Here is a 12,682-nt window from a genome sequence, read left to right as displayed (position 1 = left end):
GTTCGTGGGCGTGCGCGTACTTCTTTTGGGTGGTGGGGGGCGCGAGCATGCGCTCGCCCTGGGGCTCGCTTCCGATTCGGCCGTCGAGGGGCTGATCGCGGCGCCGGGTAATCCGGGGATCGCCGAGGTGGCCGAGCTGCGGGCGGTGGATGCCGCCGATCCCGCCGCCGTCGCCGCGCTGGCCGTGGAGACCGGCGCCGACCTGGTGGTGATCGGGCCGGAGGCACCGCTGGTGGCCGGGGTCGCCGACGCCGTACGCGCCAAGGGGATCGCCGCGTTCGGGCCGTCCGCCGAGGCCGCCCGGCTGGAGGGCTCGAAGGCGTTCGCCAAGGACGTGATGACCGCCGCCGGCGTGCCCACCGCGCGGGCGTACACCTGTACGGACCCGGAGAGCACGGCGAAGGCGCTGGACGAGTTCGGCCCGCCGTACGTGGTGAAGAACGACGGGCTGGCCGCCGGCAAGGGCGTCGTCGTCACCGACGACCGGGCCGCCGCGCTGGCGCACGCCGCCGAGTGCGGCCGGGTCGTCGTCGAGGAGTACCTGGCCGGCCCCGAGGTCTCCCTCTTCGTGGTCACCGACGGCGAGGCCGCGCTGCCGCTGCTGCCCGCGCAGGACTTCAAGCGCGTCGGCGACGGCGACGCCGGCCCGAACACCGGCGGCATGGGGGCGTACGCGCCGCTGCCCTGGGCCCCGCCCGGCCTCGTCGACGAGGTCATGGCCGACGTCGTCCACCCGACCCTCGCCGAGATGCGCCGCCGGGGCACCCCGTTCGCCGGCCTGCTCTACGTCGGCCTGGCGATGACCGCCGCCGGCCCCCGGGTGATCGAGTTCAACGCCCGCTTCGGCGACCCGGAGACCCAGGTCGTGCTGGCGCTGCTGGAGACGCCGCTCGGCGGCCTGCTGCACGCCGCCGCCACCAACACCCTGGCCAACCACCCGCCGCTGCGCTGGCGCGACGGCGCGGCGGTGACCGTGGTCGTGGCCGCCGGAAACTACCCGGGCACCCCGCGTACCGGCGACGTGATCACCGGCGCCGACCGTCCGGGCGTCATCCACGCGGGCACCGCCCGCCGGGCCACCGACGGGGCGTTGCTCTCCGCCGGGGGCCGGGTCCTCTGCGGTACGGCCACCGGCCCCACCCTCGCCGCCGCGCGCGACGCCGCGTACGAGCTGGTGGGTGGCATCGGGCTGGCGGGCTCGCACCACCGCACCGACATCGCCGCCGCGGCGGTCGACGGCCGGATCACGATCCCCGGTCAGCCGAAGTAGCGGTGCAGCTCCCTGGTGAGCACCTTGCCGGTGGCGTTGCGCGGCAGGTACTTCACGAAGACCACGTCGCGGGGGACGCTGAACCGGGCCAGGTAGTGCCGGACGTACTCGCGGACCGCCTCCGGGTCGAGGGTCTCGCCGGGGTGCAGGGCGAGGAACGCGGCGAGCCGCTGGCCGTACTCCTCGTCCGGCACGCCGATCACGGCCACCTCGCGGACCTGGGGCAGCTGGGCGACCAGGTCCTCCACCTCGGACGGGAACACGTTCTCCCCGCCGGAGACGATCATGTCGTCGGCCCGCCCGTCGACGAAGAGCAGCCCGTCGGCGTTGACCCGGCCGAGGTCACCGGTGTCCAGCAGCCCGTCCCGGCTCTCCCGGGCCGAGCCGGAGGTGTAGCCCTCGAAGAGCATCTCGTTGCCGACGAAGATCCGGCCGACCTGGCCGGTGGGAACCGGCCGGCCCCCGTCGTCGAGGACGCGCAGCTGGGTGCCGTGCGGCGGCCGGCCCGCGGTGGTCGGGGCGGCCCGCAGCTCGGTGGGGCCGGCGATGGACGCCCAGGACACCTCGGTCGAGCCGTACAGGTTGTAGAGGACGTCGCCGTAGGCGTCCATGAAGCGCAGGGCGAGCCCGCCGGGCAGTGCCGACCCGCTGAGGGCGACCACCTTCAGGGGTGGCTTCCGCTCGGGCGGCGGCACCTCCATCAGCCGCTGCACCATCACCGGTACGGCGAACATGGCGTCGCAGCGGTGCGCCGCGAGCGCGTCCAGCGTGGCGGCCGGGTCGAAGCGGCGGTGCAGCACGATGGTCGCCCGCAGGGCGAAGCAGACCTGGAGGGCCGCGTACCCCCAGGTGTGGAACAGCGGCGCGGCGATCATCACGGTGTCCCGGACGTGCAGCGGGATGCGGTCGATGATGGACACCAGCGGGCCGAAACCGTGCGGGGTGGGGCGGCGCGCCCCCTTGGGCGCGCCGGTGGTGCCGGAGGTCAGCACGACGGTCCGGCCCTCGCGCGGCGGCGGCTGGAGGTCGCTGGGCGGTGCCGCCGCGACCAGTTCCTCCAGCCGGGCCTCGTCGACCCGGTGCAGTTCGGCGGGGAGGCCGAGGGTCCGCTCGGCGAACTCGGCGTCGTGTACGAGGACCTTGAGCCCCTGCTCCTCGGTGACGGTGGCGAGCTGGGCGGGGGAGAGCCCGGTGTTGACCAGCACCGCGTCCGCGCCGAGCAGGGTGGATGCGACCATGGCCTCGACCAGCCCGTGATGGTTGCGGCAGAGCAGCCCGATGGGGTCTCCGGGGGTCACGCCGAACGCGTTGCGTAGCGACTTGGCCAGCCGTTCGGCCCGGTCGAGCAGGGCACCGTACGTCAGCTCCGTGCCCCGTTCGTCGACCACGGCGGTGCGGTCCGGGTCCCGGGCGGCGGCCTGGCGCAGCTCACCGGCGAGGTTCCAGCCCCACCGGCGCAGTGCGTTGAGTTGCGCGGCGACCCGGATCGGCCGGCCCGGGGTGAGCAGCCCGCGCCGGGTCAGCGTGGCGACGGTGAACGGCAGATCCATCCGCGGGTCTCCTTCGGTGGCGTGCGGGCAGGGCCCCCACCTGGAACTCCGTGCCCGGCGGGGTCCTGTCGATCATGCACCGGCGGTGGTGGCGGGGCCCAATCACGCCCTGCTCACGGGCCTTTTCGGTGCCTTTCGTGGCCGCGCCGGAGCCCTCGGTGACGAGGGCTCCGGCGCGGCTGCCGTACGTGGTGCTGCGGTGACGGGCGCGGGATGGTCCGGCCGGTCCGGTGTCGAGGCCGCGGTGGCGGCTCGGGCTCAGCGGACGTACACCCCGGAGATGGCCCGGGAGATCACCAGCCGCTGGATCTCCGACGTGCCCTCGAAGATGGTGTAGATCTTCGCGTCCCGGTACCAGCGCTCGACCGGGTGGTCCCGCAGGAAGCCGGCCCCGCCGAGCAGCTGTACGGCCTTCTCGGTGACCGCCACCGCCACCTCGCCGGCCTTGAGCTTGGACATCGAGCCCTCGCCAGCGGTGAACGGGCGATTGTTGCGTCCCATCCAGGACGCCCGCCAGACCAGCAGTCGGGCCGCGTCGATCTCCATCCTCATGTCGGCCAGCGCGAACGCGACCGCCTGGTTCTCGATGATCGGCCGGCCGAACTGGACCCGGTCCTTCGCGTACTCCAGCGCGTACTCGTAGGCGGCGCGGGCCACGCCGAGCGCCTGCGCGCCGACCGTCGGCCGGGACAGCTCGAACGTGCGCATGGCGGCCTGGCCGGTGGCCTTCTGGCCGGAGCGGGCGCGGGCCAGCCGCTCGTCCAGGGCCTCCTTGCCGCCGAGCAGGCAGCGGCCCGGGACCCGGACGTCGTCGAGGAAGACGTCCGCCGTGTGCGAGGCGCGCAGCCCCAGCTTGCGCAGCTTCCGGGTCGCGCTCAGCCCGGCGGTGCCCGGCGGTACGACGAACGCGGCCTGGCCGCGCGAGCCGAGCGTCGGGTCGACCGAGGCGGTGACCACGTGCACCCCGGCGATCCCGCCGTTGGTGGCGTACGCCTTCTGCCCGCGCAGCACCCACTCGTCGGTGGCCTCGTCGTAGACCGCCCGGGTACGCATCGCGCCGACATCGGAGCCGGCCTCCGGCTCGGTGGTGCAGAACGCGGCGACGGCGGGGGAATCGGCGTCGCCGAAGCACTGGGGGACCCACTCGACGAGCTGGTCCGGGGTGCCCGCGCCGTAGATGGCGGCCACCGCGAGGGAGGTGCCGAAGATGCCCAGGCCGATGCCGGCGTCGCCCCAGAAGAGCTCCTCACTGGCGATCGGCAGGGACAGGCCGGTGGGGTCGGCCCAGCAGGTGGCGAGGAACTCGAAGCCGTACAGCCCGACCTTCGCCGCCTCCTGGATGACGGGCCAGGGGGTTTCCTCCCGGGCGTCCCACTCGGCGGCGGCCGGGCGCACGACCTCGGCGGCGAAGCCGTGCACCCAGTCGCGCAGGTCCCGCTGTTCCTCGTTCAGGTCGAGCGAGAACTCGGCCATCGTCAGGCCTTGGGGATGTCGAACAGGTTGGCGATGTTGGCGGCGAGGCCCAGGTCGCCCTTGGCCTTCAGCTTGCCGGTCATGAACATCATCACCGGGTTCGCCCCGCCGGAGACGATCTTCAGGAATTCGAGGGGACCCATGGTGAGGCTCAGCTTGGGGTCGTGCTGCGGGGTCTCGTTGACCGTGCACGCGCCGTCGGCGACCACGATCTCGTAGGTGTCGGTGCCCCCGTCGGGGCGGCCGGTGATGCTCCAGTGGATCACCGCGCTGGTGGAGCCGGCCCGGTCGGCGCGGAACAGCGTCGGCATCCGGCCGAAGACCTCGCTCAGGACCTTGCCGCGCAGGTCGCCGGACATCACCTCGGCGATCTTGTCGTCGGGGGTGGACTTGACCAGCTGGGCGAACTCCTTGGGGCCGTAGTTGGCGAAGTTGGCCGGGTCGAAGTCAGTCATGGGAAGTGAACCTCTCGGGCGGCAACTGTGGTTACTCTGGCGTAACCTTACGCACGAGTAGGTATGCTCGCAAGGTGTCCAGCACCCCCACCTTCAAGCGCCTCCCCCGAGCCGTACGCGAGCAACAGATGCTCGACGCGGCCGTCCGCGTCTTCTCCCGACGCGGCTTTCACGCGGCCAGCATGGACGAGATCGCCGAGGACGCCGGCATCTCCAAACCCATGGTGTACGCGTACCTGGGCACCAAGGAGGAGCTCTTCGTCGCCTGCCTGCACCGCGAGGGCACCCGCATGACCGAGGCGATCGCCGGAGCCGCCGCCCCCGACCTGGACGCCGACGAGCGGCTCTGGCGCGGGCTGCGGGCGTTCTTCGGCTTCGTCGGCGCGCACCGCGACGGCTGGGCCGTGCTCTACCGCCAGGCCCGGGGCTCCCAGCCGTTCGCCGGGGAACTCGCCGCCATGCGGGCCCGGCTCGTCGAGGTGGTCGCCGGGATGCTCGACCACGCGCTGCGCGCCCGGGGCCGCGAGGTGAGCGCCACCGACCTGGAGGTCGTCGCGTACGCCCTGGTCGGCGCGAGCGAGTCGCTGGCCGACTGGCTCGCCGACCACCCGGAGGCCGACCCGGAGAAGACCGCCACCCGGATGATGAACGTCGCCTGGCTCGGCGCGGACCAACTCCTGCGCGGCATCACCTGGCACGCTGAGGGGTAAGGAAGGGCCCCCTGTTGACGCCTTCGGTATGGGACGGGCCCCCTGTTAACGCGCCCGACTCCGATGCGTGCCGGGGCATGCGGGAGCACGTCGTGGCCCGGCCCGAGGTTGTCGGTCGGCGCACGAGGACGGGCGCGTGCTCGACGGATCGTCGGGCGGCGGCTGGCCATGCCTACGGCCCGGCCGGCGACGTGCCCGGCCGGTCGGCGGCGGCCGGCGGCCGGCAGCGCGATTGGCGGGGAACGGTCACCCAAGGTCAGCGGCGCGGCGGCGGGCGCGTTGCCGCAGCCAGCGGGCGGCCTCCAGCAGGCTGGTGATCGCGACCGACACCCCGACCCCGGCCAGGATGCCCTTGACGGGTTGCCGCTCGAAGGCCAGCCCGCCGAAGTAGCCGAGCAGCCCGCAGTAGACCGCCCAGGTGCTGCTGGCCAGGGCGTCGAAGACGACGAACGACCGCAGCGGGTACCGGACGGCGCCCATCGTCAGGGTCACCGCCGTACGCCCGCCGGGGACGTAGCGGGCGGTGGTGAGCATCATGCCGCCGTGCCGGTCCACCGCCCGGCGGGCCCAATCCGACCCGGCCCGCCGGCGGCTGCCCGTCGGCAGCCGCGCCAGCCAATGCGCGCCGCCGCTACGACCGATGGCGTACGACAGGTGGTCGCCGGCCAGTGCGCCGAAGGCGGCCAGCGCGATCACCATCGTCAGGTTCGGCTGCCCGCCGACCGCGAACACCCCTGCGGTCACCACGACGGCCTCGCCGGGTATGGCCGGGAAGACGGCGTCGACGGCGGTGACCACGAAGATCACCAGGTAGACCCACGGCGAGGTGATCGTGTCGTGGAGCAGGTCGAGCACCGACTGCATGTCCTCATGCTCTGCCGTCGCGGTGTCAGGAAGGGGCCCTTCCTATACAAAAGGCGTTAATAAGGTGCCCTTCCTTACACCCTTCCCGTCGGCGGTGGGGGAGCGGGAGGTGAGGACGACCGGCGCGGACAGCTCCTCCTCCACCGCCGTTGGCCAGTCGGCCGGCGGGCCGGCGGCGTCGTAGACCGGGCGGGCCGCCAGCAGGCGGGCCGTGAGGGCGGCCTGACGGTCCAGATCGCCGGGTGGCCCGGGGTCCAGCCGGTCGATGGTGTCGTAGCGGTGGCAGATCCGCAGGCCCCGGTCTGCCAGGTCGAGGTGGGTCAGCGCGAGCCCGTCGACGCCGCCGGCCACGGCAAGGGCGTACCGGTGGGCGACCGCGTCGAAGTGGCCGAACCGGAACCGGCCCTGCCACGGGTTGGTCGCGTTGTGCGGGTCGGTCAGCGGCAGCGTCGGGTCCTCGGTGACCAGCGGGCCGGGGCCGTGCCGGGTGGTGGCGATGCGCAGCACGCCGAGCCGCTCGGCGGTGCCGGCCAGCCCCGCCTCGGCGAGCAGCCCTTCGGCGTTGGCGAACGTGGTGGTGCTCCACGTCGTGTACGGGTGGAAGCCGTGCCACTCGTCGAGCAGCACCCCCTGTGCGCCCTCGAAGACGCAGGTCCCGGCGCGTAGCACCCCGGCCAGATGGGACCGGTCGACGATCGCCACCCGGTCGGCGAACCCGGTGAAGGCGGGCAGGCAGTCGTCCACGGGCGGGGCGTCCAGGGGGCCGAGTTCGGCGGTGAGCCGGTCGCGCAGCGCGGCGAGCCGGCGACGCAGCAGGGCCGGGGCGCGGCAGTCGGCCACCCTCGGCGCGGAGTCGGGGTGGGCGAGGCCGTACGCGACGGCCTCGCCCACCCCCAGCCCGCAGGAGCCGTGCCGGTCCGCTCCCCGGGCCAGTTCACGGGCCCGGTTGGCGGCCCGGTGGTACGGGGTCGCCAGCAGCGCCTCCCCGTCGACGGTGAGCCGGTCGAGCGCGTCGGGCACCCCGACCGAGGCGAGGTGGTCGGCCTCGGCGGCCAGCGCGAGGGGGTCCACCACCACGTGCCGGGACAGGTGGGTCCGCACGCCGGGGCGGAACGTGCCTGCCCCGAACTGTGCGAACGTGTGATGCCGCCCGTCGCGCAGGACGACGTTGTGCGCCGCCTGCGCGCCCCCGTTGAAGCGGATCACCGTGTGGACGGGCCGGGTGGCGCAGAGCCAGTCCACGACGGTGCCCTTGCCGGCGTCGCCGTAGCCGAGGTCTACCACCATCACGTGGTTCACAGCCGGGTCACTCCCCGGGAGGTGGGCGGCGTCGACGGCGCGGGCAGCGCGCACACCTGGTCCCGCGCGCCCCGGCCGAGTCGGGCCAGCGCCTTCGACACGGTGCCGGTGGCCGTCGAGCCGGCCCGCTCCAGGTCCGCCAGGCCCTGGTCGAGGTCGACGGCCTGCTCGCCGAGGCCGACGGTGAGCGCGATGGTCTCGCAGACCGCGTCGAGGTCGTCGAGCACGACGGCGTTCTGCCCGAGCAGGTCGCGCCAGAAGTCCAGCACCTTCGCGTTGCCGGCGTAGTGGCTGCCGGCGGGGAGCAGGTAGTAGGTGTCCCACCGCCGGGTCACCTCGTCGACGATCTGTCGTAGCGGCACGTCCTCGCCGAGGTCGTCGCCGATGAGCCGGCTCACCTGTCGCCGGTCCACCTGGGGGTAGGCCAGTTCGTCGCCGATGATGAACAGGTAGCCGCGCCGGCCCCGCTTGTCCCAACAGTCGGTGACCGTCCGCCGGGCCATGAAGTACATGGCCAGCTCGTACGACTCGGTCATCTGGCCGCCACCGCCGCCCTCCAGCACGATCCGGCCGAGGTCGTCGTCCATCCGGTTGTCCGACTCGAACTGCCCGACCTGCAACGGGACCCGGTCGCAGGTGGCGTCGCCGATCGCGCCGAACATGATCTGCGGATCGCGGGCGTACCCCTGGCGGAGCAGGAGCCCGAGCAGTTGCGGCAGCTTGGTCTGGAGGGTGCGGGGCACGTGCCCCATGGAGCCGGTGACGTCGAACAGCACCGCGATAGCGGTCGACTGCGGGTGCTCGGCCGAGTCGCGGCTCTCCCGGGTCGCGCCGTGCGGGTCGAGCGCGGAGTGCACCTTGCGCGCCCCGCTGTCGCTGTACGCGAACGCGCTTTTGCCGGTGGCCCGGCGGTACCGGTCGGCGGCGTCGTACACGTCGGTGGACCACATTCCACTGCCCATGGCAGCCTCCCTAGGGGTTGAGGGTGAAGGGTCGGAAGGTGCGCGGCCCGTAGAGCCGCTGAAGCACCTCGTCCAGTTCGCGCAGCAGCCGCCACGCGTCGTCGGGGCGGGACCGCAGGGCCGGTCGGCGGCAGCCGTCGGCGAAGGCACGCAGTTCGCGCGGGGCCCGGTCGCCCATCAGCCACGTCATGCAGCCGGCGGTCATCGCGAGGTCGGTGCCGGGCCCGCAGGGCCGCCGCGCGGCGACCTCCGGCGGGTACCAGTCCTCGTGGCCGGGCACCAGCGCCGGGATCGCTGCCCCGGTGGCCACGGAGAAGCACCAGTCGACGAGCACCACGCCGTGCCCGTCGGGCTCGATCAGCAAATGCCGGGGCAGCACCGCGCCGTGCACCACGCCGGCCCGGTGAGCCAGGCCGAGGGCTACCAGCAGCCGCCGCCACATCCAGGCCGCGTCCCGGCCGTCCAGCCCGTCGGGGTACGCCCGGCGCACCTCGTCGAGGCTGTGCAGGCCGGGCGCGGTTGCCAGCACGCTGATCCGTCGCTCGGCCCCGGTTGCCGGGTCCCGGTGCCGGAGGGTGTCGACGAGCCGGGGCACGTACGGCAGGTAGCGGGGGTCGCCCCGCTCCTCGATCGTGCGCAACGCGTGCTGTTCGCGGGCCATGAGGTCGTTGTCGGCGGGGTCGCGGGGCAGCTTGAGCAGCCGGTCCGCCCCGACGTCGTACAGGTCGGCGAGGTCGCCGGTGTGCGCGAGCGGGCCGAGCCGGTGGCCGCCGAGGACGACGGGACCGGCGCTCGTCCGGCCGACGCGCCAGCGGGTGGTGACCTGGACGAACGCGTCGGTGGCGGCGGCGCGTACCGCCGGGTCGAGCGCGCCCAGCCGGTCGGGGTGCAGGGCCGTGACCAGCTCGCGGTAGCGGCGGGCCGGCGCGTCGGCGCCGAACAGGTCGGCGTCGGTGCGGGCGGCGGTGACCAGCCGGATCGCCTCGTCGGTGTTCACCGCACCGTCTCCTCCCGGGCGGGGCGCAGCAGCGCCGGGTGCAGCAGCCGGGCGTCGCCGGCCCGGTAGAGCTTGGCGCGGGGGCCGCCGCGCGTGCCGCCGCGTTCGGTGCTCGTGCCGGTGCTCTCCACGAAGCCCGGCACGGAGAGCACCTTGCGGTGGAAGTTGCCGGGGTGCAGCGGGTGCCCCCAGACCGTCTCGTAGACGGCGCGCAGCTCGGTGATGGTGAACTCGGTGTCGAGGAAGCGGGTGGCCAGCGGCGTGTACTCCAGCTTGGACCGGGCCCGCTCCAGCCCGTCGTCGATGATCCGGTCGTGGTCGAAGGCGAGCTGCCGGCTGCTCAGCGCGGTCACCGGCAGCCAGATCGCGTCGTCGGCGTCACTGCCGGCGGCCGGGTCGGGCAGGTCGGGGGCGAACGCGAGGTACGCCACCGAGACGATCCGCATCCTGGGGTCCCGTCCCGGGTCGCCGTAGCTGCCGAGCTGCTCCAGGTGGACGCGGCGCAGCCGCTCGCCGCCGAGGTCGGTCTCCTCGGCCAGCTCCCGACGCGCCCCGGTCGCCAGGTCCTCGTCGGGCTGGACGAATCCGCCGGGCAGCGCCCAGTGACCCTCGAACGGCGGCGCGCCCCGGCGGACGAGCAGCAGGTGCAGCGCGTCGGACCGGATGGTCAGGGCGACCACGTCCACGGTGACGGCGACCGCCGGGTAGGCCCGGGGATCGTAGGCGGCGAGGAACTCCTGCTCGTTCACGGCATCTCTCTCACTATGAGAACGTCTCAACCTGAGAACAACTTAGCGCACGAAAGAGTGGATGCCAAGCCCCGCCGTCGAAGTGCCGCCCCGGCGTGCCGGTCAGCGCACGGACCCCGCCAGGTGCGGCCGGCCGGACCGCGCGTCGTGCAGGGCGAACTCCCAGGCCGGGCCGTCGGCGGTGGCACCGAAGGCCACCGTGGACGGCAGCGGCACCGGCAGCTTGAACGCCGCCTCGACCGTGTACGCGTCCGGCAGCCGGCTCTCCAGCGCGGCCAGACAGCGGGCCTTGCTCCACATGCCGTGCGCGATGGGGCGGGGGAAACCGAACAGCCGCGCCCCCAGCCGGGACGTGTGGATCGGGTTGTGGTCGCCGGAGACCCGGGCGTAGTCCGCGCCCACCTGCGGCGTCACCCGCCAGTGGGCGGTGGCGGCCGGCGCGGCGGGCCGCTCACCCCGGCTGCGCCGCTCGCCGCCGCCGGCCGTGCGCTCCCTGCCGAGGTACGTCGACACGCCGTGCCACACCTCCGCCCCACCGACCGAGCCGACCAGCGCCACGTCGACCTGCCGGCCCCGGTCGTGCGGGCGCAGGTTCTCGGCGTACGCGCGCAGGTCGAGCGTCTCGCCGGCCTCGACCGGCCGGTGCACGGTGATCCGGTTGGCCACGTGCACCAGCCCGACCAGCGGCAGCGGGAACCCCGGCGTGGTCATCAGCCGCAGCGCCAGCGGAAACCCCAGCACGTGCGGGTACGTCCCCGGAAGCCGGTCGGCCAGCCGGAACCCGCAGACCCGGTCGTAGTCGGCCAGGTGCGCCCGGTCGACGGTGACCCCGGCGACGGCCAGCTCGACCGCCGGCAGCGCGTCCCCGCGCCGACGACCCGCCCCCGGCAGCGCCCCGAGCAGGGCCCGCCGGTACAACGGGCCCGCCTGCGGCAGCCGAGGCAGCTCCACCACCGCCCGGCCACCCGTGTCAGCGCCGGTCATCACGCCCCCAGCAGGCTCTGGCCGCAGACCCGGACGATGTTGCCGCTGACCGCGCCGCTGGCCGGCCAGGCCAACCAGCCGATGGTCTCGGCGACATCCACCGGCAGGCCGCCCTGCGACATGCTGTTCATCCGGCGGCCCGCCTCCCGCATCACCAGCGGGATGCGGGCGGTCATCCGCGTCTCGATGAACCCGGGGGCGACCGCGTTGACGCTGATTGCGCGCTCGCGCAGCGCCGGGGCGAGCGACTGCACCAGGCCGATCACCCCCGCCTTCGAGGTGGCGTAGTTGGTCTGCCCCCGGTTGCCGGCGATCCCGGCGATCGAGGAGACCGAGACGATCCGGCCACCCGCCGGGATCAGCCCGCGCTCCAACAGCACGTCGTTGATCCGCTCCTGGCTGGACAGGTTCACCTCGATGACGCTGTCCCACCGGTCGGCGTCCATCCGGCCCAGGGTCCGGTCCCGGGTGATGCCGGCGTTGTGCACCACCACGTCGACCCGGCCGTGCCGCGACGCGAGATGCTCGACGAGCCGGGCGGGGGCGTCCGGGGCGGTCAGGTCGAGCTGCACGGCGGTCCCGCCGATCTCGTTGGCGACCCCGGCCAGCTCGTCCCCGGCGGCCGGGACGTCCAGCGCGACGACCCGCGCGCCGTCGCGGGCCAGCACCCGGGCCAGCGCCGCGCCGATGCCCCGGGCCGCCCCGGTGACCAGGACGACCTGACCGTCCAGCGGCCGGTCCCAGTTGGCCGGCGGCTCGGCCGTGCCGGCCCCGACCCGGATCACCTGACCCGAGACGTACGCCGACCGGCCGGAGAGCAGGAACCGCAGGGTGGCCTCCAGGCCGGTGGCCGTGCCGGCGTCGCCGTGCGCGGTGACGTGCACGAGCTGGGCGGTCACGCCCCGGCCGAACTCCTTGCCGACGCTGCGGGTCAGCCCTTCGAGGGCCCGCTGGGCGGTCGCCTCGCGCGGCGAGCCGCACTCGTCGGGTGGGGTGCCGAGCACGATCACCCGGCCGCTGGGCAGCACCGAGCGGGCCTGCGGGTGGAAGAAATCGTAGAGCTGGCGCAGGCCGGTGGAGTCGGTGATCCCGGTGGCGTCGTACACCAGGGCGGCGTGCCGCCGGTCGGGGCCGGCGGCGGCCGGGTCGGCCAGCTCGACCCCGGCGGCGGCCAGGACCTTGCCGACCGGCTCGGCGAGCCGGCCGCCGGTGGCCGAGCCGAGCAGGACCGGCCCGGGGACCAACGGGTCCCCCGGGGTGTGCCGGCGCAGTCGTGGCGGGTCGGGCAGCCCCAGGCGCTTGACCAGCGCGCGGCCGGCCCCCGATCGGACGAAACTCGCGTACCTGTCGGTCATAGGCGTAGCCTACT

Annotated in this window: 12 protein-coding genes; 2 read left to right on the top strand and 10 right to left on the bottom strand. The window is 74.2% G+C overall.

Annotated features, from left to right (window positions below):
• Window positions 1-10 precede the first annotated feature (10 nt).
• The gene (purD, locus tag E1258_RS03620) at window positions 11-1,270 is read left to right on the top strand and encodes a phosphoribosylamine--glycine ligase (protein WP_132396798.1); all 1,260 of its coding nucleotides are present in this window, start codon (window positions 11-13) and stop codon (window positions 1,268-1,270) included.
• Here purD and E1258_RS03615 read toward each other — a convergent pair.
• The 3 genes from E1258_RS03615 to E1258_RS03605 form a co-directional block, all read right to left on the bottom strand.
• The gene (locus E1258_RS03615; RefSeq protein ID WP_132396796.1) at window positions 1,258-2,820 is read right to left on the bottom strand and encodes an AMP-binding protein; all 1,563 of its coding nucleotides are present in this window, start codon (window positions 2,818-2,820) and stop codon (window positions 1,258-1,260) included. The genes purD and E1258_RS03615 overlap by 13 nt on opposite strands.
• 258 nt (window positions 2,821-3,078) lie before the next feature.
• Window positions 3,079-4,293, bottom strand: a complete 1,215-nt coding sequence (locus E1258_RS03610) for an acyl-CoA dehydrogenase family protein (protein ID WP_132396794.1) — start codon at window positions 4,291-4,293, stop codon at window positions 3,079-3,081.
• A 2-nt stretch (window positions 4,294-4,295) separates the two neighbouring features.
• Complete coding sequence (locus tag E1258_RS03605; RefSeq protein ID WP_007073970.1) at window positions 4,296-4,748, bottom strand: SCP2 sterol-binding domain-containing protein; 453 nt, start codon at window positions 4,746-4,748, stop codon at window positions 4,296-4,298.
• Between the two features lie 74 nt (window positions 4,749-4,822).
• Between E1258_RS03605 and E1258_RS03600 the strand changes: the two genes are divergently transcribed.
• Entirely contained in the window at window positions 4,823-5,458 is a 636-nt protein-coding gene (locus E1258_RS03600; RefSeq protein ID WP_132396792.1) for a TetR/AcrR family transcriptional regulator, read from the top strand.
• A 246-nt stretch (window positions 5,459-5,704) separates the two neighbouring features.
• Here the strand turns inward: E1258_RS03600 and E1258_RS03595 are convergent, their stop codons facing one another.
• The 7 genes from E1258_RS03595 to E1258_RS03565 all read right to left on the bottom strand — a co-directional run bounded on the left by E1258_RS03595 (window position 5,705) and on the right by E1258_RS03565 (window position 12,668).
• On the bottom strand, window positions 5,705-6,322 hold the full coding sequence (locus tag E1258_RS03595) for a DedA family protein (RefSeq protein ID WP_132396790.1): 618 nt from the start codon (window positions 6,320-6,322) through the stop codon (window positions 5,705-5,707).
• A gap of 42 nt (window positions 6,323-6,364) precedes the next feature.
• Window positions 6,365-7,621, bottom strand: a complete 1,257-nt coding sequence (locus E1258_RS03590) for an adenylosuccinate synthetase (RefSeq protein WP_132396788.1) — start codon at window positions 7,619-7,621, stop codon at window positions 6,365-6,367.
• On the bottom strand, window positions 7,618-8,583 hold the full coding sequence (locus E1258_RS03585; RefSeq protein WP_132396786.1) for a hypothetical protein: 966 nt from the start codon (window positions 8,581-8,583) through the stop codon (window positions 7,618-7,620). Before E1258_RS03585 ends, E1258_RS03590 begins: the two co-directional genes overlap by 4 nt.
• Before the next feature lie 10 nt (window positions 8,584-8,593).
• Window positions 8,594-9,580 carry a serine/threonine protein kinase gene (locus tag E1258_RS03580; protein WP_132396784.1) on the bottom strand — a complete coding sequence of 329 codons (987 nt, stop codon included), beginning with the start codon at window positions 9,578-9,580 and terminating at the stop codon, window positions 8,594-8,596.
• Window positions 9,577-10,329 (bottom strand): NUDIX domain-containing protein, encoded by a 753-nt coding sequence (locus E1258_RS03575; protein WP_132396782.1) that lies wholly within the window; start codon window positions 10,327-10,329, stop codon window positions 9,577-9,579. The genes E1258_RS03580 and E1258_RS03575 overlap by 4 nt, the downstream gene beginning before the upstream one ends.
• Before the next feature lie 102 nt (window positions 10,330-10,431).
• Window positions 10,432-11,313 (bottom strand): MaoC/PaaZ C-terminal domain-containing protein, encoded by an 882-nt coding sequence (locus E1258_RS03570; protein WP_132396780.1) that lies wholly within the window; start codon window positions 11,311-11,313, stop codon window positions 10,432-10,434.
• Complete coding sequence (locus E1258_RS03565) at window positions 11,313-12,668, bottom strand: 3-oxoacyl-ACP reductase (protein ID WP_132396778.1); 1,356 nt, start codon at window positions 12,666-12,668, stop codon at window positions 11,313-11,315. The genes E1258_RS03570 and E1258_RS03565 overlap by 1 nt, the downstream gene beginning before the upstream one ends.
• Between the last annotated feature and the right edge of the window lie 14 nt (window positions 12,669-12,682).

Origin of the sequence: Micromonospora sp. KC207 (genome assembly GCF_004348615.1) — a bacterium.
Classification (GTDB): domain Bacteria; phylum Actinomycetota; class Actinomycetes; order Mycobacteriales; family Micromonosporaceae; genus Micromonospora.
The sequence above is the reverse complement of the archived record's forward strand: the minus strand, read 5'-3'. Positions and strand labels throughout refer to the sequence as shown.